This is a genomic window from Mesorhizobium sp. M0296 (genome assembly GCF_040321675.1).
Lineage (GTDB): Bacteria > Pseudomonadota > Alphaproteobacteria > Rhizobiales > Rhizobiaceae > Mesorhizobium.
This window is the reverse complement of sequence record NZ_JAMYRZ010000043.1, coordinates 22,716-48,183: the sequence shown is the minus strand read 5'-3', so window position 1 is coordinate 48,183 and position 25,468 is coordinate 22,716. Positions and strand designations below refer to the sequence as shown.

The window sequence follows — 25,468 nt, the reverse complement described above, 5'->3', positions numbered from 1 at the left end:
GACGAGATTGACCGCGAGCGCCATTTCCAGCTCCTGGCACTCGGTATCGGCAAGGAGCGCCAGAGGGACAGGGCCGAGGCTCGACGCATTGTTGATCAGGACATCGAGCCCGCCAAGGCTGGCAGTGACCTGCAACGCGATCGGGTAGATGTCCTCCTTCTTGCCGACGTCGCCGACAATACCGTGCGCGCCCGTCTCGTCGGCGATGCGTTCGACATTCGCGGCGGTGCGGGCGACGAAGGCGACGCACGCATTCATCGCGGCAAGCTGCCGCACAAGCGCCAGTCCGAGGCCGGACGTGCCGCCCGTGACCGCCACGCGAAGTCCCTGAAGTTCGACATTCGTCTGCATTGCCAGTGCTCCTTTAATCCGTATGCCTCTTGGTACAAGTTCAAGTTAACTTGAAGTCAAGCGGGAATTGTGCTTTCGTTCATGCATGGATTCCATGCTGACCATCACCGACGTGGCGCGGCGCAGCGGCGTCGCCTCATCGGCCCTGCGCTTCTACGAGGAGCGCGGGCTGATCGCGTCCGAGCGGGCCGGCTCGGGACACAGACGCTATCCGCGATCCGTGCTGCGCCGGATCGCCTTCATCGTCTTCGCGCAGCGAATTGGGCTGACGCTTGAGGAGATCGGCGGCGAGCTGGCCAAGTTGCCAGCCGATCGCGTGCCGTCGCGTCGGGATTGGTCGCGGTTATCGGGCCAGTGGACCAAGCGCATCGACCAGCGCATCGCCGAGTTGCAGCGCCTGAGGTCGGGGCTTACCGAGTGCATCGGTTGCGGCTGCCTGTCGATCGACCGGTGTAGCCTTGCGAACCCTGCCGATATGGCAGGACGCAAGGGGCCGGGGCCGAGGTATTGGCTGGGGTGAGTTGGCAGCCAATTGCGAGACGCTGCGGACCGGTAACGTTCAGCGGCGGTATCGTTTGTCGCTGACTTTCTCCATCCACTCGACGGCGTTGCCATCAATTGCTTGCGCCGTCCTGCCAGACGGTTCGTTCCTTCTAAAGATGCGGCTGCATTTCAGCGGGCCAAGCGAAATAAGGAAATACGTCGAACTGCTCCGGGTGCGGCAGTCATCAACCTCTTCAGCCCCCCGAAACGCTGAGCATTGGAGCCGTTGCGCGTTGCCACAGGCTGATCGGATTGATCCGGCGGTTGGCGATACCTTTCTTGCGGCAACGAAGGACGAAAACGGTGTCTAGGCCATCGGTAATGGTAGCCTGTTCAAAATTTCGCCAATCGTTGGCTGATCGCCCGCACGGTACTGCATTCGGACAGCATGACCCAAGACTTTACATTAAGTATTCGAATTTGTTCGCTTTCGGCGCAGTTGGTCCCGCCCATCATTGAACCGACACGAATCTCATAACCGATTTCTTGCCAAGCGATCGCCGTGTGAAGCTTGTCAAACTCACCCCAAAGGTGCCGCAATATCGAGGAATGCTAATGATAAGGTAATCATAAGCGACCTCCCGAGATACTCGCGCTCCCACGCACTGATCCGGATCAGCTAATTGCCTCTCCTCAGGTAATTATAGCCCACCAAATCCGGCATTGCCTGCGTCCTCCGATCGGTTTGGTCGGATCGGATGAGGCATTCCGGCCCGCCGACAGCCTGCGGATCGATTCGGTCTCGTGTCCGGTTCAAGGGCATCGACCCGTCTGAGTCCGCTCAGCAATTCATGTGGCCGGATGTGGCTAGCTGCATCTGACAGTGCAGAGTTGCCGCAAGCGTGTTTTCCGATTTCTACGTCGAAGTATCGCCGCTGCACGATGCGGGAGGCAAACCGCTTTTCTCACCTGCGCCTGCTGCCATTATCTCGTCTGTGTCATCGCCGAACAGGAAACAGACGGGACAGACAATGACCTGTGTTCTGCCACAGGTAAGCACTGTTCCTGAGCCCGTGACCTTAGACAGAATTGACCGCGCTCTGGATACGCTCGCCCTAGCTATCCACAAGGCTGGCAACAAAGGACGAGCGTATCTCCCGATTTACGAGCGTCTTGAACGGGAGAAGAAGAAATTGATTTGCAGAGATGGGCGCAATGCTGCGCGTCCAGGAACGGCTCAAACGATCTCGGGATCGAAAGGCAAAGCAATTTTTTTGAGTTCGTCTCGTCGCCATTGCAACGATCCGCCCGTACCATACTCTACACGCTCTATCGTATGGCCCCATCAAGATTTTGCGAAGCTCGCTGTCGATACCTGCCTCCTTCATACGATCCTCGAAACTGTGCCGGAGGGAATAAATCTTGTGCTTCGGTGTCGGGAAAAGTTTGTGTGTTTTAAAGAATTTATTGAGGTTTGCAGAAAGCGCCTCTTCACGATTGCGGTAGCGCGGAAAGCCCTGCGGATTTTTCTTAAAAACTTCCAGCGCGACGCCTACCAGCGGTACATCTCGCACTGACCATTCGGTCTTGATCTCGCGCGGATCATCGGCGTCCTCTCGTGGGGTAATGCGAATATACGGAACCGGCGTGTCAAGGAAGATCACGGTCTCATCAAGATTGCATGTCTCGCTTGGGCGTGTGCCTGTCTCGATCAGCGCCAGAACGCAGCGACGCGCTTGAGCATCCAGGGATGCTAAAGCGCCCGGCCTCATGATCTGATCGGTTATCCATTTGGGTTCGAATGACGGCCGTTTACGACGGCGCTTGCCACGCTCCGAAAAGCGGAGGTCATCGAATGGGGTGCCTTTTTGTTCCTCGCCCAAATGAGCGAAATAACGCCTGTAGAGATCCCGCATGTTGCCGAGGTCTCGATTGCCGGCAGACGCCGAATGTGTCGCGGCTCCGATGTCTGGCGGCGGCGCGATGCGCTTGAGCCAGAACCGGTAGAAGGTCAGTCCGTCTTCACGCGTGACGTCGCCGATCGGCTTGTCACCAATCAGGGCAACGAAATTGTTTACGGCTCTCTGCTTTACCTTCTTCCACATTCGGCGCTGCGACTGGCTCTTACCCGCGACTTCATGGGCCATGATCTCATCGGCGTAGAGATCAAAAGCTTTGGAGACTTTGACCGGCGGCACCTGCACCCCGCCGAGGAGAGCGTCGGCGACCGCGGGGGCCGCTTGAACGCGCTCCAGCGCCTCGACACGCTTTAAAATTGAATCGACATTCTGAAAGCCTGCCACCTGTCCATTTGAAAGGTAGGAAACGCCCATGGCTTCAGCCCGGCGAACGGCGTCGCGATACTGATCGAGTGCTGACCTTGCCTCGCCGCCGCAAAGAAGCACCGCCCACAGGGTCTTGTCCGCGTCTTCGAGCTTGTCGCGCATGGCACGTGCGAGGCGGCGTTCGTCCGTTCCCAGGGACTTGCGAATGAACCTGCCGCGATCGTCGATGCCGACCATCTTGGCGGGCATTCGCCGATGATAATAGAAAATTCCGTCGCGCTGGACGAGGTAGCGATCCGGGTCTCTGGCGGGCTCTGCGACGGCCTCTTTTCGCATGGGCCAAACTCGCGATGTATCTCAGTTTGTATCCTAGATTGTATCGCATTTCGGCAAGAACGCCAAGCGCCCTCATCAACGGGTGCTCTGCCAGACTGGAGTTTCAATGGCTTAGAGGGCCAAGTTCACGAATTTGATGGTGCGGTCGAGAAGACTCGAACTTCCACGGGTTGCCCCACAGCGACCTCAACGCTGCGCGTCTACCAATTCCGCCACGACCGCACGTGGTAGGAGCCGGAACCAACCGGCCCGCGGCGTGTAGCAAATCGTTTCCGGTGAAACAAGTGCGCGGCCAGCAATAATCGGCCGGACATCGGCATAACTCTTCAAGGGCCGAACGTGCCGGAACTGGACGTTTGTACCAATTGCCGCCATATGAATGGCGAGACGAGATATCATGACAGAACGCAGCCAGATCGCCACGTCGTTCCTGCCCTTGCCCGGCTCGGCGCCGGTCGAATGGCGCATCGAGCCCGGGCTCACCGCCTATCCCGATGCGCTCGCCGTGATGGAGGCGCGCTCCGAGGCAATCCGCAGCGGCGCCGCCGGCGAGATGGTCTGGCTGGTCGAGCACCCGCCGCTCTACACCGCCGGCACCAGCGCCCGCATCGAGGACCTGATCGAGCCGGACCGTTTCCCGGTCTTTGCCGCCGGGCGTGGCGGCGAATACACCTATCATGGGCCGGGCCAGCGCGTCGCCTACGTCATGCTCGACCTGAAGCGGCGGCGCGAGGATGTCCGCGCCTTCGTCGCCGCACTCGAACAATGGATCATCGGCTCGCTGGCCGCCTTCAACGTACGCGGCGAACGCCGCGAGGACCGCGTCGGCGTCTGGGTGGTTCGGCCGGACCGCCCCGCTTTGCCCGACGGCTCGGCGGCCGAGGACAAGATCGCCGCCATCGGCATCAGGCTGAGGCGCTGGGTGAGCTTTCACGGCATCGCCATCAATGTCGAGCCGGACCTTAGCCATTTCAGCGGCATCGTGCCGTGCGGCGTCCAGGATCACGGCGTCACCAGCCTTGTCGACCTCGGCCTTCCCGTGACCATGGCCGACCTCGACCTGGCGCTGAAATCCGCTTTCGAGGACGTGTTCGGGCCCGCCGCGGTGTCGCCTGTCGAAGTGTCCCGCAAGGCCGGCTGAAACAGTCGCCCCAATGCCTGCGCCAATATGCGAAGGCGGCCCTCGCTCATCAGCATCGAGCCCGCCCTTGAGCTCAATCCTCACATCGCGCCGATCCAGATTGCCATGGAAATGAGGAACGTGCTCATGCACACCAGCGAGACGACATCCTGAACAAGATCGGTCATAACTCTCTCCTGTTGTTAGTATGTTCGTATTTTGTTCTAATTTTGTTCGAATGTCAACGATCGCGGTCCGGGCGTCGCCGGAATTGCGCTCGGTCATTTCGACAGGGTTAAGAAAGGGTTGAGAGGGAGATGCCGAGCGTTCGGGGCCGACAGGCGCGCGAAAGCGGCGGGACGGCGCACGGCAGCTCGCAGGCCGTCATCGCCTCAATTGCAGCGCACCCTAAAGCGGCACAACCTTGCCGTCGGCCAGCGTCACGCGGCGGTCCATGCGCGAGGCGAGCTCGTGATTGTGGGTGGCGATGAGCGCCGCCAGGCCCGATTGCCGGACCAATGCTGCCAGCGCCTCGAACACATAGGAAGCGGTCACCGGGTCGAGATTGCCGGTCGGCTCGTCGGCCAAAAGAACCAGCGGCGCATTGGCGACGGCACGCGCGATGGCGACCCGCTGCTGCTCGCCGCCGGAGAGCTCGGAGGGGCGATGCTGTGCCCGCTTGCCGATCTGCATATAGTCGAGCAATTGCGCCGCCCGCTCGGCCGCCTCCTTGCGCGGCAGCCCTTTTATCAGCTGCGGCATCATGATGTTTTCCAGCGCAGAAAACTCAGGCAACAAATGATGGAACTGGTAGACGAAGCCGACATCGTTGCGGCGGATCGCCGTGCGCTCGTCGTCGGAAAGCCGGCCGCAGGCGCGCCCCGCCAGGATCACGTCGCCGGCGTCCGGTCGCTCCAGCAGCCCGGCGGTGTGGAGCAGCGTCGACTTGCCGGTGCCCGACGGCGCCACAAGCGCCACCATCTCGCCACGCTTCAGCGAAAAATCGGCGCCGTTCAGGATAGTCAGCTTGCGCGGCCCCTGTACATAATGGCGTTCGACGCTCTTCAGCTCGATAATGGCCTCGGCCATCATTCGTACCTCAGCGCTTCGACCGGATCGAGCCTGGCAGCGCGCCACGCCGGAAACAGTGTCGCCAGGAACGACAGCGCCAAAGCCATGAGAACGACCGAGATCGTCTCGCTGGCATCCATGCGCGCCGGCAGCTGGCTCAGGAAATAAAGCTCGGGATTGAACAGCCGCTCGTTGGCCAGCCAGGAGAAGAACTGGCGGATGCGCTCGACGTTGAGGCAGATCACGATGCCGAGCAGCACGCCGGCGATGGTGCCGACAACGCCGATCGCAGCCCCGGTCATCAGGAAGATGCGCAGGATCGCGCCGCGCGTGGCGCCCATGGTGCGCAGGATGGCGATGTCGTGGCCCTTGTCCTTCACCAGCATGATCAGGCCCGAAATGATGTTGAGCGCCGCCACCAGCACGATCAGCGTCAGGATCATGAACATGACGTTGCGCTCGACCTGCAGCGCGTCGAAGAACGTCTTGTTACGCTCCCGCCAATCGACGAGGGTGATCGGCCGTTGCGCCGCCTCTTCGACCTTTGGCTTCAGCGCGTCGATATTGTCGGGATTGTCGGCGTAGATCTCAATCGTCTGCGCCCTGCCTTCCATGTTGAAATAAAGCTGCGCTTCCGAAAACGGCATATAGACGATGGAGCTGTCATATTCCGACATGCCGACCTCAAAGATCGCGGTTATCGGATAGCCTTTCATGCGCGGCGTCGTGCCGAGCGGCGTGACGTCGCCCTCGGGCGAGATCAGCGTGATCGTATCGCCGAGCACAAGGCCGAGATTCTCGGCCATGCGGCTGCCGATGGCGACGCCCTCGCCGGTGTCGAAGCCGACGATCGAGCCCGCCTTGATGTTGTTGGCGACGATCGTGATCTTGCCGAGATCCTCGCCGCGTATGCCGCGCACCAGCGCGCCGGTGCCGCCGCCGACATTGCCTTGCGCCAGTACCTGCCCGTCGATCAGCGGAATGGCATATTTGACGCCGGGCACGCCGTTGATGCGGCCGGCGACCTGGCCATAGTCCTCCAGCGGCATGTCGAGCGGCTGCACGATCAGGTGTCCGTTGACGCCGAGGATGCGCGTCAGCAGTTCGGCGCGAAAGCCGTTCATGACCGCCATGACGACGATCAGCGTGGCCACGCCTAGCATGATGCCGAGGAAGGAGATCGACGCGATCACCGAGATCACCGTCTCCTTGCGGCGCGAGCGCAGGTAGCGCCAGGCCACCAAGCGCTCGAAGCCGGAAAAAGGTCCGGCGCCCGATGGTCTTGCTGCCGCCGCTTCACTCATGCGGCGGCACCGAAGCGCTGCTTCACGTCCGCGATCGGCAGCGTCTCGCGCTCGCCGGTCCTGCGGTTCTTGATCTCGACCTCGCCGGCGGCGACACCACGCGGCCCGACGATCACCTGCCACGGGAGCCCGATCAGGTCGGCGGTGGCGAACTTGCCGCCCGGCCGCTGGTCGGTGTCGTCGTAGAGCACCTCCTTGCCGGCGGCGGCAAAGGCGGCATTCAGCTCGCCGCAGACGCGGTCGCATTCGGCATCGCCAGCCTTCATGTTGATCAGGCCGACATCGAACGGCGCCACCGCTTCCGGCCAGATGATGCCGTTTTCGTCATGGCTGGCTTCGATGATCGCCGCGACCAGCCGCGACGGGCCGATGCCGTAGGAACCGCCAGAAACGAAATGATCCTTGCCGTCCGGGCCGGTCACCTTGGCACTCATCGGCTTGGAATATTTGTCGCCAAAATGGAAGATATGCCCAACCTCGATGCCGCGCGCAGAGACCCGGTCGCTCGCGGGCACCTTCTCCCATGCCGCCTCGTCATGCATCTCGTCGGTGGCGGCGTAGGGCGTCGTCCACGTCTTGACGATCTCGGCGATCTCGGCGTCGTTCGAAAAGTCGGTATCCGCCCCCGGCACCTCAAGCGAGAGATAGTCGCGATGGCAAAACACCTGGCTCTCGCCGGTGTCGGCCAGGATGATGAACTCATGGCTGAGGTCGCCGCCGATCGGCCCGGTGTCGGCGCGCATCGGAATGGCCTGCAGCCCCATGCGCGTAAACGTCCTGAGATAGGACACGAACATGCGGTTATAGGCGGCCTTGGCGCCTTCATAATCGAGGTCGAAGGAATAGGCGTCCTTCATCAGGAACTCGCGCGAACGCATGACGCCGAAGCGCGGGCGCACCTCGTCGCGAAACTTCCACTGGATGTGATAGAGGTTGAGCGGCAGGTCCTTGTAGGACTTGACATAGGAGCGGAAGATCTCGGTGACCATCTCCTCGTTGGTCGGCCCGTAGAGCATATCGCGGTCTTGCCGGTCCTTGATGCGCAGCATCTCCTTGCCGTAGTCTTCATAGCGGCCGCTTTCGCGCCACAGCTCGGCCGATTGGATGGTCGGCATCAGGATTTCGAGTGCGCCGGCGCGATTCTGCTCCTCGCGAATGATCCGGCAGACCTTGTCCAGCACCCGCTTGCCGAGCGGCAGCCAGGAAAAGCTGCCCTGCCCCTGCTGGCGGATCATGCCGGCGCGCAGCATCAGCCGATGCGAGACGATCTCGGCCTCGCGCGGATTTTCTTTGAGAATGGGCAGGAAATAGCGCGACAAACGCATGGACTGGTCCGTGAGAGAGGATGGCGGCGCCGGAATCGGCGCAGCGCTGGCTTGCTTGCCCCGGCTTCATAGCCATTTCATGGCGGAATGGAAACCCGGCCCAGGCGCTGCATAGACGCCGCAATTGCCGCACACGGCTTGCTGGGCGTTTCGCAAGCAACGCCTGCCGTACTATTGTGCACTGCAGCACGAGATTGCCTGTTTCCGGGCAAAATTCTTCGTGACATTTTCACCCGCCTTAGGCTAGTGTGCCCCCATAACCGAGAGGGCGGAGAAAAATCTGCCCTCCTACGCGGTCAAAGTCTTGGGAGGATGCGATCTAGGCGCGGTAACTCGCTGCCGCCGGACACCGGAAACAGATCGGACGCGTTTAAATTGCAAGGCCTCGCGCCTTGCATTTTTTTTGTGCAATCATCTGGTTAGCACGACAGATTACCAAACTACATGACGTTGCGTCAGCCCAAACTCGCCCCGGCCTTTACTTTGGGTTGACCTTGCTGGCTCGGCTTGATTTCAGAGCCTCGGCTAGGCTGGGATAGTCGGACACGGTAGGTAGCCGGCTAATGCGCTGGGCTCTGGTTGAAATCCGGCACGATGTGCGGGATGTCGTCGATACCGAGGCCAAGCCCTCTCGTGATGCCGTAGAAGATACCCATGAGGACCAGCGTGACGATCGTCGTGCGCAGCGCCGCGCGCAGCATGTGCGGTCCGCGCGGTGCGCTCGGAACCGTGCCAAGCGTCACGTCCCGATCCTCGTCCTGCGTCCGCATGCTGAACGGCAGGACGGCGAACAACACCACCCACCATGTGGCGAAGAACAGGGCGACAAACGAAACCCAACTCATGCTTGCTCCAGTTCGACCAGCGTGCCGAAGAAATCCTTGGGGTGCAGAAACAATACCGGCTTGCCATGTGCGCCGATCTTCGGATTGCCGTCGCCCAGCACGCGCGCGCCGCTGGCCTTGAGACGGTCGCGCGCCGCAACAATGTCGTCCACCTCATAGCAGACATGGTGCATGCCGCCGGACGGATTCTTCGCGAGGAATGCGGCGATCGGCGAGGCTTCGCCGAGCGGCTCGAGCAACTCGATCCTGGTGTTGCCGACGTCGACGAACACCACCGTAACGCCATGCTCCGGCAGCGCCTGCGGCGCGGTCACGCGCGCGCCAAGCGTATCGCGATAGACCGCCGCAGCCGCGGCCAGATCCGGCACCGCAAGCGCGACATGGTTGAGGCGTCCGAGCATAGCGTACTCCCGGGTTAGGGGAGTAGGGGAGTAAGGCAGTAGGGAGTATGGAAAAAAGGATCTAGAAGTGCATCTGTTTGCGCTCCTACTTCCTACTTCCCTACTCCCTTACTGCCCTACTCCCCTACTCCCTTGTTCGTCACCGCGTGACGAACACTGTCACCAGCGGCTTCTTGCCCCAGGCTTCGTTGGCCGCGCCGCGCACCGCGCGCCGCACCGCCTCCTGGACCAGGTCGAGGTCTTTTCGGCGCTGGCGGGGGATGGAGTCCACGGCGCCGATTGCCGCATCGATCATCAGGTCTTCCAGGCTCTCGCCGCTGCCGTCGGCCTCGGCGACGCCGATGGCGACGAGATCGGGATCGCCGGCAAGCTCGTATTTGTCGTCGAGCACGACATTGACGGCGACATGGCCGGCAAAGGACAGCTTGCGGCGGTCGCGAATGCCCATCGCCTGGTCGGTGCCGATCAGCCTTCCGTCCTTGTAGATGCGGCCGAACGGCACCTGGTCGATGATGGCGGCGGCACCCGGATACAGCCTGAGCATGTCGCCGTCGCGCACCTGCGCGACCTGGCCGATGCCGGACGTCGACATCAGCGAGCCCTGCGCCACCAGATGCGCCGCTTCGCCATGCACGGGAACGCCGATCTGCGGCCGCACCCATTCATACATCTTGCGCAATTCGCTGCGGCGTGGATGGCCGGAGACATGCACCAGCGCATCGCCGTCCTCGATGATCTTGATGCCGAGATCGATTAGGCGGTTCTTGATTTCGAGGATCGCCTTCTCGTTGCCGGGAATGGTGCGCGAGGAAAACACCACCGTGTCGCCGGCCGTCAGCGCCACCGACTTCATCTCGTCGCGCGACAGCTTGGCAAGTGCGGCAAGCGGCTCGCCCTGGCTGCCGGTGCAGATGATGACGAGGTTTTCGCGCGGGATGAAGCCGTAATCCTCCTCGGCGATGAATTCCGGCAACCCGTCCATATAGCCGAGTTCATCAGCCACATCGATGACGCGCTTCATCGAGCGGCCAATCACCAGGCACTGGCGGCCGGCATCCCGCGCCGCCTTGGCGATGGAGACGATACGTCCGACATTGGAGGAGAAGCTGGTGACGGCGACCCGGCCCTTGGCGTTCTGGATGACGCTCTTGAGGCCCTCGCCCACCGCCACTTCGGACGGCGATTCCCCTTCCCGCATCGCATTGGTGGAATCGCAGACCAGCGCCAGCACGCCCTTGTCGCCATAGGCTCGGAAGCGCGCCTCGTCGGTCATCGGCCCGACCGTCGGCGCCGGATCGATCTTCCAGTCGCCGGTATGGATGACGACGCCGGCCGGCGTCGTGATCGCCAGCGACATCGGTTCGGGAATGGAGTGCGCAACAGGGATGGCCTCGATCTCGAACGGGCCGACGGTGAATTTCTCGCCGGCACGGTAGATCGTCACCGGGATCTTCGGCGCCCCTTGCTCGCCCTGCCGCTTGGCTTCCAGTAGGCCGGCGCTGAACGGCGTCATCCACACCGGCGCCTTGAGCTTCGGCCAGATATCGTGGAGCGCGCCGTAATGGTCCTCATGCGCATGGGTGATGACGATGCCGCGCAGATTGGCGACGTTCTCCTCGATGAAACGCGTGTCGGGCAGAACCAGGTCGACGCCGGGCAGGGTTGCATCGGGAAAAGTGACGCCGACGTCGACCACGATCCATTCGCGCGCATTGGCCGGCCCATAGCCGTAGAGGGCGAAGTTCATGCCGATCTCGCCGACACCGCCGAGCGGCACGAAGACAAGTTCGGCGTTTTCCGCTGTCGCCATGATCTTTCCTTCCTTGCCGGTCAAAATTGTGGGCCGGTCAAATTCAAGCTGGTCAAATACCTGGCCAGTCAAACGTATTGGCCGGTCAAACACCGGCCGAGGCAACCGCGCCGAAATGCACGTCGCCGGCGGCGATCGTCAGAACCGAACCTTGATCGTCGCGGATCACGAAACGGCAGTCCTCGTCAATGGTCTCGAAGGTGCCGCGCACCACATTACCGTCAATTCTGACAGCAACCTGGCCGCCAAGCCCCGCCGCACGCGCCAGCCACCGCCGCCTGACGGCGGCAAGCCCACGCCCTTCGTTCCACAGCCGCGCATTCTCGCTCCAGGCATCCGACAGGGCCAGAAACAGCGTCTCGGCATCGCAAGCAGACCCCAGCGCGCTGAGCGACGTCGCTGGATAAGGCAAATCCTCAGGGTATGCCACCACGTTGACGCCGATGCCGACAGCCACCGCCGAACGATCACCATCCAGCATCGCCGATTCCAGCAGGATGCCGGCGAGCTTGGCGCCCGAGGCAAGCACATCGTTCGGCCATTTCAGTTCGAAACGGTTCTTGCCTTGGCTCGCACCATCGAGGCCGATCGCGATCCTGCCCTTCGGCACGACAGCATCGAGCGCGTCGGCCAGCGCCAGTCCGGCAACGAAGCCGAGCGTCGCGGCAAGCCGAAGCTCGGTGTTGGTGATCACCAGCAGCGTCGCTGCCAGATTGCCCTCGGGCGTCGCCCAGGCGCGGCCACGGCGGCCACGCCCGGCTTCCTGCTTTTTGGAGACGACCCAGAGTTTGCCCGGATCGCCGGCCCGTGCGTGCTCCAGCGCCAGCGCGTTGGTGGAGCCGACCGTGTCGTGCGCCTCGAGCCGGAACCCGTCCGAAGCCGCGGTTGGAGCCAGCCTGAACGTCATTCCGTCAGAAGAAGGTCTTGGCCGCGGCTGCTGCGTAGGTTCCGATCGTGCCGCCGATCAGCACGTAGAACAGCACGAAAGCGCCGCAGACACCGAGCACGACGCGCAGTTCGGTCGCCATCGGCACGAAGCCGCCGACCGGTTCGTCGAACCACATGATCTTGATGATGCGCAGATAATAATAGGCGCCCACCACAGAGGCCAGCACGCCGATGATCGCCAGCGCGTAGAGGTTGGCATTGATGGCGGCAAGGAACACGTACCATTTCCCCCAGAAGCCGGCGAGCGGCGGGATGCCGGCCAGCGAGAACATCAGGATGGTGAGGATCGTCGCCATGATCGGATTGGTCGCCGACAGGCCGGCGAGATCGCTGATCTGCTCGACATTGCCCTCCTTTCGCCGCATGGCGAGGATGAAGGCGAAGGTGCCGAGCGTCATCACCAGATAGATCAGCATGTAGATGGCGACGCCGCGCACGCCGTCCTGGCTGTTGGCGGCAAGGCCGACCAGAGCATAACCCATATGGCCGATGGAGGAATAGGCCATCAGCCGCTTGATGTTGGTCTGGCCGATGGCCGCAAAGGCACCAAGCGCCATCGAGGCAATCGAGATGAAGACGATGATCTGCTGCCAGTCGGCGGCGATCGGCTTGAAGGCGCCCATGGTGACGCGCACCATCAGCGCCATCGCCGCCATCTTTGGTGCCGCCGCCAGAAAAGCCGTCACCGGCGTCGGCGCGCCCTCATAGACGTCGGGCGTCCACATATGGAACGGCACCGCCGAGATCTTGAAGGCAAGGCCGGCCAGCACAAAGACCAGGCCGAAGACGAGGCCGAGCTGGCGCTCACCGCCGCTCAGCGCCGTGGCGATCTCCTGGAAGCCGGTGTTGCCGGTGTAGCCGTAGACCAGCGAGATACCGTAAAGCAGCATGCCTGACGACAGCGCGCCAAGGACGAAATACTTCAGCCCGGCCTCGGTCGAGCGCAGATTGTCCCGGTTGATCGCCGCCAGCACGTAGATCGCCAGCGATTGCAGCTCGAGGCCGAGATAGAGCCCGATCATGCCGTTGGCCGAGATCATCAGCATCATGCCGAGCGTGCAGAGCAGGATCAGCACCGGATATTCGAACTTGTCGAAACGCTCCGCCTGGGCAAAGCGGACCGACATGACCAGCGTCACCGCCGAGCCGACCAGCGCCAGCACCTTCATGAAGCGGGCGAACGGATCCTGGATGAAGGCTTCGCCATAGGCGTTGCCTTGTCCCGGCGAAAAGACCAGCCAGGCGCCGGCGATCACCAGCACGGCGACGGCAAGGCCGCTCACCGTGACAGTGGTGTTGGCGCGCGAATAGGCGCCGAGCATCAACAGCGCCAAGGCGCCGATGGCGAGGATCAGCTCTGGCGTCGAGAGCGACAGGCTTGAGAGAAGGTCCGGCGTCATGGTTCGCAAAACCCCCAGTCAGTTCGCCGCCGCGGTCTGCGCGGCGCCGATGGATGCGGTGACATTGGTAACGAGCGCCTTGACCGATTCGGCGGTCGCGTCGAAGATCGGCGCCGGATAGACGCCGAAGAAGATGACCAGCGCGACCAGCGGATAGATGATCACCTTCTCGCGCGTCGACAGGTCGAGCAGGCCTTTCAGGCTTTCCTTGGTCAGTGCGCCGAAGATCACCTTGCGGTAGAGCCAGAGCGCATAGGCCGCCGAAAGGATGACGCCGGTGGCGGCGAAGAACGCTACCCAGGTGTTGACCCGGAACACGCCGAGCATGGTCAGGAACTCGCCGACGAAGCCGCTGGTGCCGGGCAGGCCGACATTGGCCATGGTGAAGATCATGAACACGGTTGCATATTTCGGCATGTTGTTGACCAACCCGCCATAGGCATCGATGTCACGCGTATGCATGCGGTCGTAGACGACGCCGACGCAGAGGAACAGCGCGCCGGAGACCAGGCCGTGCGACAGCATCTGAAAGATCGAACCCTGGACGCCTTCCTGGTTCATCGCGAAGATGCCCATGGTAACGAAGCCCATGTGAGCGACCGACGAATAGGCGATCAGCTTCTTCATGTCCTCCTGCATCAGCGCCACCAGCGAGGTGTAGATGATGGCGACAACGGAGAGCGTGAAGATCAGCGGCGCGAACATTTCGGATGCGATCGGAAACATCGGCAGCGAAAAGCGCAGGAAGCCGTACCCACCCATCTTGAGCAGGATGGCGGCCAGGATCACCGAGCCGGCCGTCGGCGCCTCGACATGCGCGTCCGGCAGCCAGGTGTGCACCGGCCACATCGGCATCTTCACCGCGAAGGACGCGAAGAAGGCAAGCCATAGCCAGGTCTGCATATTGGCCGGGAAGTTGTGGGTCAGAAGCGTCGGGATGTCGGTGGTGCCGGACTGGAAGAACATCGCCATGATGGCGAGCAGCATCAGCACCGAGCCGGCCAGCGTATAGAGGAAGAACTTGAACGAGGCATAGACGCGCCGCTTGCCGCCCCACACGCCGATGATGATGAACATCGGGATCAGGCCGGCTTCGAAGAAGACATAGAACAAGACGATGTCGAGCGCGCAGAACACGCCGATCATCAGCGTCTCGAGCAGCAGGAAGGCAATCATATAGGCCTTGACGCGCTTCTCAATCGATTCCCACGAGGCGAGGATGCAGAGCGGCATCAGGAAGGTGGTCAGGATGACGAACAGCATGGAGATGCCGTCTACGCCCATATGGTAGGAGATGCCGGAATCCAGCCAGGCAAACTTCTCGACGAACTGGAAGCCGGGCTGCGAATTGTCGAAGCCGGTCCAGATGAACAGCGAAATCACAAACGTGAACGCGGTCGTGAACAGTGCTATGGCGCGGATGTTGCGGCGCGCGTTCTCGCTGTCGTCACGCACGAAAAGGATGAGCAGCACACCAACCAGCGGCAGGAAGGTGACCAGCGATAGGATCGGCCAGGCGGTCATCAGAGCATCATCCAGGTGACGAGTGCGGCAACGCCGATCAGCATGGCGAAGGCATAGTGGTAGAGATAGCCGGTCTGCAGCTTGACGACCCGGTTGGTGACGTCGACGACGCGCGCCGAAATGCCGTCCGGCCCGAGCCCGTCGATGACGGTGCCGTCGCCGGTCTTCCACAGGAAGCTGCCGAGGCGCTTTGCCGGCCGCACGAACAGGAAGTCGTAGAGCTCGTCGAAATACCATTTGTTGAGCAGGAAGGCGTAGAGCAGGCGATGGTTGGCGGCGACGCTCCGAGGCATTTCCGGCGCGCGAATATAGAACTGCCAGGCAATCGCAAAGCCGATCAGCATGGCGATGAACGGTGACAGCTCGACCCACAACGGCACTTCGTGGATTTCGTGCAGGATGTGGTTGTCCGGCAGCGTGAACAGCGACGCCTTCCAGAATTCGGCATAGCCCTCGCCGATGAAGGCGCCGTGGAAGATCACGCCGGCGAACAGCGCGCCCGCCGCCAGGATGAACAGCGGCACCAGCATGACCGGTGGCGATTCATGGACATGGTGCATGACCTCGTGGCTGGCCCGCGGCTCGCCGTGGAAGGTCATGAAGATCAGCCGCCAGGAGTAGAAGGAGGTGAAGCAGGCAGCAATGACCAGCAATATGAAGGCAAACGCGGCGACCGCATTGTGGCCGACGAAGGCCGCTTCGATGATGGCGTCCTTGGAAAAGAAGCCGGCCGTACCGATGATCGTTACCGGAATGCCGACACCGGTCAGCGCCAGCGTGCCGATCACCATCATCCAGTAAGTCGTCGGGATCAGCGTCCTCAGGCCGCCCATTTTGCGCATGTCCTGCTCGTCGGAGACGGCGTGGATGACCGAGCCAGAGCCGAGGAACAGCAGCGCCTTGAAGAAGGCGTGGGTGAACAGATGGAAAATCGCTGCGCCATAGGCACCGACGCCGAGCGCCACGAACATGTAGCCGAGCTGCGAACAGGTCGAATAGGCGATGACGCGCTTGATGTCGTTCTGGACGAGACCGACGGTCGCCGCGAAGAAGGCCGTGAAGGCGCCGATGAAGGTGACCACCGTCAATGCCGAATGCGACAGCTCGAACAGCGGCGACAACCGCGCCAGCATGAACACGCCTGCCGTCACCATGGTCGCGGCATGGATCAGTGCCGAGACCGGCGTCGGGCCTTCCATGGCATCCGGCAGCCAGGTGTGAAGCGGCACCTGCGCCGACTTGCCCATAGCGCCCATGAACAGGAGCAGGCAGACGACCGTCATCGCAGCCTGCTTATCGAGTGCATAGCCGAGGAAGGTCAGCACGGCCGCACCTTGCGGCGCGCCTTCCGCCGGAATGAACGTCGCCGCATTGGCGAAGATGGTGCCGAGATTGACCGAGCCGAACAGCACGAACACGCCGAATATGCCGAGCGCAAAGCCGAAATCGCCGACGCGGTTGACGACGAAGGCCTTGATCGCAGCCGCATTGGCCGACGGCTTCTTGTACCAGAAGCCGATCAGCAGATAGGAGGCAAGGCCGACGCCTTCCCAGCCGAAGAACATCTGCACGAGGTTGTCGGCCGTCACCAGCATCAGCATGGCGAAGGTAAACAGCGACAGATAGGCGAAGAAGCGCGGCCGGTCCGGATCGTGATGCATGTAGCCGATCGAGTAGATGTGGACCAGCGACGACACCGTGTTGACAACTACCAGCATCACCACCGTCAGCGTGTCGATCCTGAGCGCCCACGACGCCTCCAGCCCGCCCGACTGGATCCAGCGCATCACCGGCACGGTGAACACCTCGCCGCCGCCGAAGCCAACCGAGAAGAAGGCGACCCACGACAGCACGGCCGCGATCACCAGGAAGCCCGAGGTGATGTATTCGGAAGCCTTGGCCCCGAGCGAGGTGCCGAACAGGCCGACGATCAGAAAGCCGAGCAGCGGAAGGAAGACGATGGCCTGATACATGGTGGTTCCGTCAACCCTTCATCATGTTCACGTCTTCGACCGCGATCGAGCCGCGGTTGCGGAAGAAGACGACGAGAATGGCAAGGCCGATCGCCGCTTCGGCCGCCGCGACCGTCAGCACGAACAGTGCGAACACCTGGCCGACCAAATCGCCGAGCGCCGCCGAAAAGGCGACGAAATTGATGTTGACCGCAAGCAGGATCAGCTCGATCGACATCAGGATGACGATGACGTTCCTGCGGTTCAGGAAGATGCCGAACACGCCGAGCGTGAACAGGATCGCCGATACGGTCAGGTAGTGCGCGATGCCGACGACCATCTCAGACTCCTTCGCCCGTCTTGACCTTGCGGATTTCCACTCCGGTTGCTGCCGTGCGGCCGACCTGGGCGGCGATCGACTGCCGCTTGACGCCCGGCTTATGGCGCAGCGTCAGCACGATGGCGCCGATCATGGCGACCAGCAGCACCAGCCCCGCCACCTGGAAGTAATAGAGGTAATCCGTATAGAGGATGTCGCCGAGCGCTGCCGTGTTCGAGCGCGCGGCCAGGTCCGGAATGGGTTTCGCGACCGTCGCCGCCAGTTTCGGCGCGAATGTATAGCCGCCGAGCACGACGATCAGCTCCGCCGCCAGGATCAGCCCGACCAGCGCGCCGATCGGTGCATATTGCAGGGCGCCTTCCTTCATTTCGGCGAAGTCGACGTCGAGCATCATGACGACAAACAGGAACAGCACCAGCACCGCGCCGACATAGACGACGAGCAGGATCATCGCCAGGAACTCGGCGCCGGTCAGCATGAACAGGCCGGCGGCGTTGAAGAAGGTCAGGATCAGGAACAGCACCGAATGCACGGGATTGCGCGCCGAAATGACCATGAACGCCGATGCCACCGCGACAAAGGCGAAGAGGTAGAAAAAGGCCGCCTCTAGTCCACTCAGCATGGGTTCCCCCGGGTTTCCTGTCAGAACAGGACGTTCGTCCTGTTTTTTGCCACCGCCTCCGGTCGGCAAGTTGCGTGTTCCTTAAACGAGGCCCCTCGCCCCGTCCATGCGTCAAATATCAGCGGTAAGGCGCATCCAGCGAGATGTTGCGCGCCAGTTCACGCTCCCAGCGGTCGCCATTGGCCAGGAGCCGGTCCTTGTCGTAATACAGCTCCTCGCGCGTTTCCGTCGCGAATTCGAAATTCGGCCCCTCGACAATGGCGTCGACCGGGCAGGCTTCCTGGCAGAAGCCGCAGTAAATGCATTTCACCATATCGATGTCGTAGCGCACGGTGCGCCGCGTGCCGTCATTGCGGCGTGGGCCGGCTTCGATGGTGATGGCCTGTGCCGGGCAGATCGCCTCGCACAATTTGCAGGCGATGCAGCGTTCCTCGCCGTTAGGATAACGGCGCAGCGCATGTTCGCCACGGAAGCGCGGGCTGACCGGCCCCTTTTCATGCGGATAGTTGATCGTCTCCTTCGGCGCGAAGAACTGGCGCATCGACAGGAAGAAAGCGCTGACGAAATCCTGCAAAAGCAGTGACTTGGCGGCCTGGGATAATGCTGACATCAGGCAAACCCGGTGAGTTTGAGGAAAGCGGCGGTAGCGACCACCATGAACAGCGAGATCGGCAGGAAGACCTTCCAGCCGAGCCGCATCAGCTGGTCGTAGCGGTAGCGCGGCACGAACGCCTTCACCATGGAGAACATGAAGAACACCAGGCAGACCTTGAGTACGAACCAGATCAGCCCCGGCACCCAGGTGAACGGCGCGAAGTTGAAGGGCGGCAGCCAGCCGCCAAGGAACAGGATGGTGGCCAGCGCGCACATCAGGACGACGGCGACATATTCGCCGAGGAAGAACAACAGGAACGGCGTCGAGGAATATTCGACCATATGGCCGGCGACGAGTTCCGATTCGGCTTCCACAAGGTCGAAGGGCGGCCGGTTGGTCTCGGCCAACGCCGAGATGAAGAAGACGATGAACATCGGGAACAGCGACAGCCAATGCCAGTCGAGGAAGGTGTTGGGCAGGCCGAGCCGCGTGCCCAGCCCGTCCTGCTGCGACAAGACGATGTCGGATAGGTTGAGCGAGCCGACGCAAAGCAGCACGGTGACGATGACGAAACCGATCGAGACTTCGTAGGACACCATCTGCGCCGCCGAGCGCAGTGCGCCGAGGAAGGGGTATTTCGAATTGGAGGCCCAGCCGCCCATGATGACGCCATAGACCTCGAGCGAGGAGATGGCGAAGACATAGAGGATGCCGACATTGACGTTGGCGATCGCCCAGCCTTCATTGACCGGTATGACCGCCCAGGCAGAGATCGCCAGCACCGCCGACACCAAGGGCGCCAGCAGGAAAACGCCCTTGTTGGCGCCGGACGGGATCACCGGTTCCTTGAAGACGAATTTCAGCAGATCGGCGAAGGCCTGCAGCGTGCCCCACGGACCGACGACGTTCGGTCCGCGGCGCAATTGCACCGCCGCCCAGATCTTGCGGTCGGCGTAAAGCACATAGGCGACGAATATCAACAGAACGACGATCAGCACGACCGACTTCAAAAGGATCAGCAGCGCCGGCAGCACGTAGAAGGAGAAGAAGGTGTCCATATCTACTCCGCCGCCTGCCTGAAGCCGTTCTTCGCCAAAGCCGAGCACTCGGCCATCACCGCGGAAGCCCGCGCGATCGGGTTGGTCAGGTAGAAATCCTTGACCGGCGAGGTGAAGGTGCCCTTGTTCAGCCGCCCGCCGAGCTTGGCAACCCTGGCGATGTCGGCCGGGTCGCCGGCCGCGACATGGTCGATGCGGGCAAGATGCGGGTATTCCGCATAGAGCTTAGCGCGCAGCTGCGGCAGCGAATCGAACGGCAGCTTCTTGCCAAGCACATCCGACAGAGCCCGAAGGATCGCCCAGTCCTCGCGTGCCTCACCGGGCGCGAAGCCGGCACGGTTGGTCTGCTGCACGCGCCCCTCGGTGTTGACGAAGGTGCCCGACTTCTCGGTATAGGCGGCCCCCGGCAGGATGACGTTGGCGCGGTGTGCGCCCTTGTCGCCATGCGTGCCGATATAGACGACGAAAGCGCCGCCGGTCTTGGCCATATCGATTTCGTCGGCGCCGAGCAGGAACAGCACATCGGTCTCGCCCAGCATGCCGGCGACGTTCCTGCCGCCCTCGCCCGGCACAAACCCGACATCGAGGCCGCCGACGCGTGCCGCGGCGGTGTGCAGCACGGCAAAGCCGTTCCAGTCGGCCCTGGCAGCGTTGACGGCGACGGCGAGCTTCGCCGCTTGGCCGAGCACGGCCGCCCCGTCCGGACGCGCCAGCGCACCCTGTCCGACGATGATCAGCGGATGCGTCGCCTTCTTCAGCAGCTGGAAGAACTTGCCGTTACCGTCGGCCAGATCCTTCAGCGATTCCGGCCCGGCGCCGAGCTGCTCATAATCATAGCGCGTATCGCCGACATCGCCGATGACGCCGACCGGCAGATTGCCGGCCCGCCAGCGCTTGCGGATGCGGGCGTTGAGCAAGGATGCCTCGAAGCGCGGATTGGCGCCGATGATCAGCACCGCATCGGCCTGTTCGATGCCTTCGATGGTCGGGTTGAACACATAGCTCGCCCGGCCGAGCGACGGATCGAGTGCGGCGCCGTCCTGGCGGCAGTCGGTGTTCTTCGAGCCGAGCGAAGCCATCAGAAGCTTCAGCGCGTAGATCTCCTCGACGGCTGCGAGATCGCCGGCAATGGCACCGATCTTTTCGGGTGCCGCATTCGACACCGCTTCCTTGATCGCGGCAAAAGCCTCGGCCCAGCTTGCCGGGGCCAGTCTGCCGTCCTTGCGCACATAGGGGCGGTCGAGGCGCTGCGTGCGCAGACCATCCCAGATGAAGCGGGTCTTGTCGGAAATCCACTCCTCGTTCACCGCCTCGTTGGTACGCGGCAGGATGCGCATCACTTCGCGGCCTCGGCTATCGACGCGGATCGCCGAGCCGACGGCGTCCATCACGTCGATGGATTCGGTCTTGGTCAGTTCCCACGGCCGTGCCTGGAAGGCGTAGGGTTTGGAGGTCAGCGCACCGACCGGGCAAAGGTCGATGACATTGCCCTGCAGTTCCGAAGTCATCGCGCTTTCGAGATAGGTGGTGATCTCGGCATCCTCGCCGCGGCCGATCAGGCCGAGCTCGGATATGCCCGCAATCTCGGTGGTGAAGCGGACGCAGCGCGTGCAATGGATGCAGCGGTTCATGATCGTCTTGACCAGCGGCCCGATATACTTGTCTTCGACCGCCCGCTTGTTCTCGTGGTACCGCGAGGAATCGACTCCGAACGCCATCGCCTGGTCCTGCAGGTCGCACTCGCCGCCCTGGTCGCAGATCGGGCAGTCCAGCGGATGGTTGATCAGCAGGAATTCCATCACGCCTTCGCGCGCCTTCTTGACCATCGGCGTGTTGGTGAAGATTTCCGGCGGCTCGCCGTTCGGGCCGGGGCGCAGGTCGCGCACGCCCATGGCGCAGGACGCCTGCGGCTTGGGCGGGCCGCCTTTCACCTCAATCAGGCACATACGGCAATTGCCGGCGATCGACAGCCGCTCGTGGAAGCAGAAGCGCGGCACTTCCGCGCCGGCGTCCTCGGCCGCCTGCAGCAGCGTGTAATGGTCGGGTACAGTGATCTCTTTCCCGTCGACCTTGAGCTTTGCCATTTCGCCTCAAACCCCTGCGGACGTTCCGCAATCTTTCCTTCCGGGCGCAGCCGAGACCGCGCACGATATTGAATTCACTTTTTGGCCCCGGCCAACGCGGCCGCCTGACCGATCCAGCCGTCACGGCCGATGCGGCCCTTCAACGACAGGTAATCTTCGACCCAGGCGATCTCTTGCGGCGTCCACGCGGCGATCTGGGCGTATGTCCAGATGCCAAGGCCGTTCAGCACCTTTTCCAGTTTCGGCCCGATGCCCGATATCGCCTTGAGGTCAGCCGGCTCGGCTGGCCGATCCATCGGCTTAGGCTGCTTGAAATCCTCCGGCATCAGGCCGGCCGACGCATCCGCTGCAACGGTGCTGGCATTCGCCAAGCTCCGCGCCGCAGTGCTCGTCGCAATGTCGGTCACATCGTTGGCGAAGGACTGCGCCTCGGCAAGCAGGGTTTTGGTCGCCGCGCGCGCCTTTATCGAGGAGCTTTTGCCGGTCGCGGAAAAGCGTTCCGTTCGCGCCTCGAAATCCTCGGCGACCGGCCGCCAAAGCCGCTGCGAGGTCTCGGCCGCGCCTGAAAGCACGCCCATCCAGATACCAAAGGCGTGGTTGGCAAGGCCGATGCCGAGTGCCGTCATCGCCGCCGCGCCCGCGACAGGATGCGCCAGGAGATTGACGGCATTGGCCATCTCCTTCGGCATCATCCTGGTCAGATCCTGGTTCATCTTCAACAACGGGTCCATATCGGGCGTAAAATCGTCGGGTGTCGAAAACAGCGACATAGGTGGTCTCCTGGTCGTTTCCGTCTGCCCCGCGCTCGTTTCCTCGTGTCGGACATTCGTCCGCATTTTTGAATTCTTCTATTCCGCCGCCGCCAGCACCGGTTCGGCACGGTGCGCGTTGCGCGAAAACTCGTCGATGCGCCGCTCCACCTCGCCGCGGAAATGCCGCATCAGGCCCTGGATCGGCCATGCTGCCGCATCGCCCAGCGCACAGATCGTGTGGCCCTCGACCTGCTTCGTCACGTCGAGCAGCATGTCGATCTCGCGCTTCTGCGCCTCACCGCGCACCAGCCGTTCCATCACCCGCCACATCCAGCCGGTGCCCTCACGGCAGGGCGTGCACTGGCCACAGCTCTCGTGCTTGTAGAAATAGGACAGCCGCGCGATCGCTTTCACGATATCGGTCGATTTGTCCATGACGATGACAGCCGCCGTGCCGAGGCCCGATTTCAGGTCGCGCAGCGCGTCGAAATCCATCGGCGCGTCAATGATCTGCTCGGCCGGCACCAGCGGCACCGAGGCGCCGCCCGGAATGACCGCCAGCAGATTGTCCCAGCCGCCGCGAATGCCGCCGCAATGCGTCTCGATCAGTTCGCGGAACGGGATCGACATCGCCTCTTCGACGGTGCACGGATTGTTGACGTGGCCGGAGATGCAGAACAGCTTGGTGCCGACATTGTTGGGCCGGCCGAAGGACGAGAACCAGGCGGCACCGCGGCGCAGGATGGTCGGCGCCACCGCGATGGACTCGACATTGTTGACTGTCGTCGGGCAGCCATAGAGGCCGACATTTGCCGGAAATGGCGGCTTCAGCCGCGGCTGGCCCTTCTTGCCCTCGAGGCTTTCGAGCAGCGCCGTTTCCTCGCCGCAGATATAGGCGCCGGCGCCATGGTGCATGTAGATGTCGAAATCGTAGCCGGAGGTGTTGTTCTTACCGATCAGCTTGGCCGCATAGGCCTCGTCGATGGCGCGCTGCAGCGCCTCGCGCTCGCGGATAAACTCGCCGCGCACATAGATGTAGGCGGCGACCGCGCCCATGGCGAAGCCGGCAAGCAGGCAGCCTTCGACCAGCGTATGCGGGTCATGGCGCAGTATGTCGCGGTCCTTGCAGGTGCCGGGCTCGGATTCGTCGGCATTGACGACGAGATAGCTCGGCCGGCCGTCGCTTTGCTTGGGCATGAACGACCATTTGAGCCCGGTCGGGAAACCGGCGCCGCCGCGGCCGCGCAGGCCCGATGCCTTCATCTCGTTGACGATCCACTCGCGCCCCTTGGCAACGATGCCGGGCGTGTTGTCCCAGGCGCCGCGCGCCATGGCACCGGCCAGCGACTTGTCGAAGCGGCCGTAGATGTTGTTGAAGATGCGGTCTCTGTCCTGAAGCATTGCTCGTTCCTCAGACCGGCTTCTTGCCGGTCGGCCGGCTCCTGTTTCCGGGCGACGGCTTGGCCGCAGCCTTCGCCGGTTTGACCTTGGCCTCCGGCGCTTTGAAAGCAGACGCCGGCTCGGCCTTGTTCTTGGGGCCCTTGCGCTGTTTCGAGACGTCCTCGACCTGCGGTTCGGCCTTGTTGGCATTGGCGGCCGAATGCAGAGGCGCTGCGACGCTCGCCGCCCTTTCCGCCGCGGGCGCGACTTTCGTCGCCGACGGCGATTTCAGCGCCGGGTTGGTCTCGACCGCGTCGGTCTTCGGCTTGCTGGCATTCGAGGGCGCAACCGGCGCCGGCGCGGCAGGAGCAGTTGGCGGGACTGATGCTGCGACGGCAGCCGCCGGCTCTGCATCCTTGGTGGCCTTGGTCGCCGCCCTGGTTTCCCGGTCGCGGGTCGCCTTGAGGATCGCCTTTTCGCTCTTGAGGGTCGTCAGGCCACTGGCCGGCTCAGAGGTGATGCGGCCGTTTTGCGGTCCTGGCGTCACCGAAGCACCTTTGCCGGCGTCATAGAGGTCGATGATCTCGGCAAGCCGCTCCGGCGTCAAATCCTCATAGGTGTCCTTGAATATCATCACCATCGGTGCGTTGACGCAGGCGCCGAGGCATTCGACCTCTTCCCACGACAGCGTGCCCTTGTCGTTGGTGTGGAATTGGTCGTGATGGATTTTCGAGCGGCACACATCCATCAGCGCTTCCGAGCCGCGCAGCATGCAGGGCGTGGTGCCGCAGACCTGGATATGAGCGCGGGTGCCGACCGGATTGAGCTGGTATTGCGTATAGAAGGTGGCGACTTCCAGCCCACGGATATAGGGCATGTCGAGCATGTCGGAGATCGTCTCGATCGCCGCCTTGGTCACCCAGCCTTCCTGTTCCTGCGCCAGCATCAGCAAGGGAATGATGGCGGACTGCTCGCGCCCCTTCGGATATTTCTTGATCCACTGCTTCGCCGCCGCCGCATTCGCCCGGTTGAAGGCGAAGGAGGCTGGCTGGAGGCTGGCTTCTGCGAGACGGCGGACTGACATTACGATTTCGCTTCTATGTTTCTACTGGTTAGAGTTGTAGGCGCGATAGCAATCCTCGGATCGCCCCAAAACGCATACGAACTCTTCATTTCCACGCTTCAGGCGGATGTATCCGTCATAGCGGCTATACACCCAAGCTATTGGCTTGCAACGATATTCTTCGGGGATCAATGACGCTACGAGGTTGTCATGAACCGCGCAGTTGGACGATGTCGACGGCCGGCCATGGACAAGAATGCCCTCATCCATTGCTGGGGTCTGGGTGCTCAAGCGACGGACTGTAAGCAGATCGCCTTCTGCAATAAGCTTGAACCCCTCTTTGAGAAGATCGGTCGACGAGAGACCCTCACCGGACCCAGCAAGCGACACTTCAGCGGAAGCCGCAAGGCATGCCGCGG

General features: G+C 62.4%; 22 protein-coding genes and 1 tRNA gene. 2 read left to right on the top strand and 21 right to left on the bottom strand.

The window, feature by feature from the left end:
• The coding region (locus NKI97_RS29500; RefSeq protein WP_352837930.1) for an SDR family NAD(P)-dependent oxidoreductase at positions 1–351 on the bottom strand (351 nt) is incomplete at its 3' end.
• Between the two features lie 85 nt (positions 352–436).
• On the opposite strand from NKI97_RS29500, the gene soxR reads away from it, so the two are divergent.
• Positions 437–871, top strand: coding sequence for a redox-sensitive transcriptional activator SoxR (gene soxR / locus NKI97_RS29495; RefSeq protein ID WP_352450000.1), 435 nt, complete (start codon positions 437–439; stop codon positions 869–871).
• A 1,078-nt stretch (positions 872–1,949) separates the two neighbouring features.
• On the opposite strand, the gene NKI97_RS29490 is transcribed toward soxR, so the two are convergent.
• Both NKI97_RS29490 and NKI97_RS29485 read right to left on the bottom strand, forming a co-directional pair.
• Positions 1,950–3,455, bottom strand: a complete 1,506-nt coding sequence (locus tag NKI97_RS29490; RefSeq protein WP_352837928.1) for a DUF6538 domain-containing protein — start codon at positions 3,453–3,455, stop codon at positions 1,950–1,952.
• A gap of 137 nt (positions 3,456–3,592) precedes the next feature.
• A tRNA-Leu gene (locus NKI97_RS29485) sits at positions 3,593–3,677 on the bottom strand.
• Between the two features lie 175 nt (positions 3,678–3,852).
• Here NKI97_RS29485 and lipB point away from each other — a divergent pair.
• Complete coding sequence (gene lipB, locus NKI97_RS29480; RefSeq protein ID WP_352837926.1) at positions 3,853–4,596, top strand: lipoyl(octanoyl) transferase LipB; 744 nt, start codon at positions 3,853–3,855, stop codon at positions 4,594–4,596.
• Positions 4,597–4,983: 387 nt separating this feature from the next.
• Here lipB and NKI97_RS29475 read toward each other — a convergent pair whose 3' ends face one another.
• The 18 genes from NKI97_RS29475 to nuoE all read right to left on the bottom strand — a co-directional run bounded on the left by NKI97_RS29475 (position 4,984) and on the right by nuoE (position 25,070).
• Complete coding sequence (locus NKI97_RS29475) at positions 4,984–5,667, bottom strand: ABC transporter ATP-binding protein (RefSeq protein ID WP_254818120.1); 684 nt, start codon at positions 5,665–5,667, stop codon at positions 4,984–4,986.
• Positions 5,664–6,950, bottom strand: a complete 1,287-nt coding sequence (locus NKI97_RS29470) for a lipoprotein-releasing ABC transporter permease subunit (RefSeq protein ID WP_352450003.1) — start codon at positions 6,948–6,950, stop codon at positions 5,664–5,666. The genes NKI97_RS29475 and NKI97_RS29470 overlap by 4 nt, the downstream gene beginning before the upstream one ends.
• Positions 6,947–8,275: a proline--tRNA ligase gene (gene proS / locus NKI97_RS29465; protein ID WP_352450004.1), complete on the bottom strand. Its 1,329-nt coding sequence runs from the start codon at positions 8,273–8,275 to the stop codon at positions 6,947–6,949. Before proS ends, NKI97_RS29470 begins: the two co-directional genes overlap by 4 nt.
• Before the next feature lie 560 nt (positions 8,276–8,835).
• Positions 8,836–9,120: a DUF1467 family protein gene (locus NKI97_RS29460; RefSeq protein WP_023676613.1), complete on the bottom strand. Its 285-nt coding sequence runs from the start codon at positions 9,118–9,120 to the stop codon at positions 8,836–8,838.
• Positions 9,117–9,521 (bottom strand): methylmalonyl-CoA epimerase, encoded by a 405-nt coding sequence (gene mce / locus NKI97_RS29455; RefSeq protein WP_352450005.1) that lies wholly within the window; start codon positions 9,519–9,521, stop codon positions 9,117–9,119. The genes NKI97_RS29460 and mce overlap by 4 nt, the downstream gene beginning before the upstream one ends.
• 139 nt (positions 9,522–9,660) lie before the next feature.
• Entirely contained in the window at positions 9,661–11,331 is a 1,671-nt protein-coding gene (locus tag NKI97_RS29450) for a ribonuclease J (protein ID WP_352450006.1), read from the bottom strand.
• An 85-nt stretch (positions 11,332–11,416) separates the two neighbouring features.
• On the bottom strand, positions 11,417–12,238 hold the full coding sequence (locus NKI97_RS29445; protein ID WP_352450007.1) for a biotin--[acetyl-CoA-carboxylase] ligase: 822 nt from the start codon (positions 12,236–12,238) through the stop codon (positions 11,417–11,419).
• A gap of 4 nt (positions 12,239–12,242) precedes the next feature.
• The gene (nuoN, locus tag NKI97_RS29440; RefSeq protein ID WP_352450008.1) at positions 12,243–13,679 is read right to left on the bottom strand and encodes an NADH-quinone oxidoreductase subunit NuoN; all 1,437 of its coding nucleotides are present in this window, start codon (positions 13,677–13,679) and stop codon (positions 12,243–12,245) included.
• An 18-nt stretch (positions 13,680–13,697) separates the two neighbouring features.
• Positions 13,698–15,203: an NADH-quinone oxidoreductase subunit M gene (locus tag NKI97_RS29435; protein ID WP_352450009.1), complete on the bottom strand. Its 1,506-nt coding sequence runs from the start codon at positions 15,201–15,203 to the stop codon at positions 13,698–13,700.
• A complete protein-coding gene (nuoL, locus tag NKI97_RS29430) occupies positions 15,203–17,176 on the bottom strand; it encodes an NADH-quinone oxidoreductase subunit L (protein WP_352837923.1) in 1,974 nt (657 codons plus the stop codon). The genes NKI97_RS29435 and nuoL overlap by 1 nt, the downstream gene beginning before the upstream one ends.
• A 10-nt stretch (positions 17,177–17,186) precedes the next feature.
• Positions 17,187–17,495 (bottom strand): NADH-quinone oxidoreductase subunit NuoK, encoded by a 309-nt coding sequence (nuoK, locus tag NKI97_RS29425; RefSeq protein WP_023676620.1) that lies wholly within the window; start codon positions 17,493–17,495, stop codon positions 17,187–17,189.
• 1 nt (position 17,496) lies between these two features.
• Positions 17,497–18,117 (bottom strand): NADH-quinone oxidoreductase subunit J, encoded by a 621-nt coding sequence (locus tag NKI97_RS29420; RefSeq protein ID WP_023676621.1) that lies wholly within the window; start codon positions 18,115–18,117, stop codon positions 17,497–17,499.
• 118 nt (positions 18,118–18,235) lie between these two features.
• Positions 18,236–18,727, bottom strand: coding sequence for an NADH-quinone oxidoreductase subunit NuoI (gene nuoI / locus NKI97_RS29415; RefSeq protein WP_023676622.1), 492 nt, complete (start codon positions 18,725–18,727; stop codon positions 18,236–18,238).
• Positions 18,727–19,770: an NADH-quinone oxidoreductase subunit NuoH gene (nuoH, locus tag NKI97_RS29410; RefSeq protein WP_352450011.1), complete on the bottom strand. Its 1,044-nt coding sequence runs from the start codon at positions 19,768–19,770 to the stop codon at positions 18,727–18,729. Before nuoH ends, nuoI begins: the two co-directional genes overlap by 1 nt.
• Positions 19,771–19,772: 2 nt before the next feature.
• On the bottom strand, positions 19,773–21,854 hold the full coding sequence (gene nuoG, locus NKI97_RS29405) for an NADH-quinone oxidoreductase subunit NuoG (RefSeq protein ID WP_023676624.1): 2,082 nt from the start codon (positions 21,852–21,854) through the stop codon (positions 19,773–19,775).
• 74 nt (positions 21,855–21,928) lie between these two features.
• Positions 21,929–22,624, bottom strand: a complete 696-nt coding sequence (locus NKI97_RS29400; protein WP_352837922.1) for a helix-hairpin-helix domain-containing protein — start codon at positions 22,622–22,624, stop codon at positions 21,929–21,931.
• A 78-nt stretch (positions 22,625–22,702) separates the two neighbouring features.
• A complete protein-coding gene (gene nuoF, locus NKI97_RS29395; RefSeq protein ID WP_023676626.1) occupies positions 22,703–24,007 on the bottom strand; it encodes an NADH-quinone oxidoreductase subunit NuoF in 1,305 nt (434 codons plus the stop codon).
• Positions 24,008–24,017: 10 nt separating this feature from the next.
• Complete coding sequence (gene nuoE / locus NKI97_RS29390) at positions 24,018–25,070, bottom strand: NADH-quinone oxidoreductase subunit NuoE (protein WP_352450014.1); 1,053 nt, start codon at positions 25,068–25,070, stop codon at positions 24,018–24,020.
• Positions 25,071–25,468 lie beyond the last annotated feature (398 nt).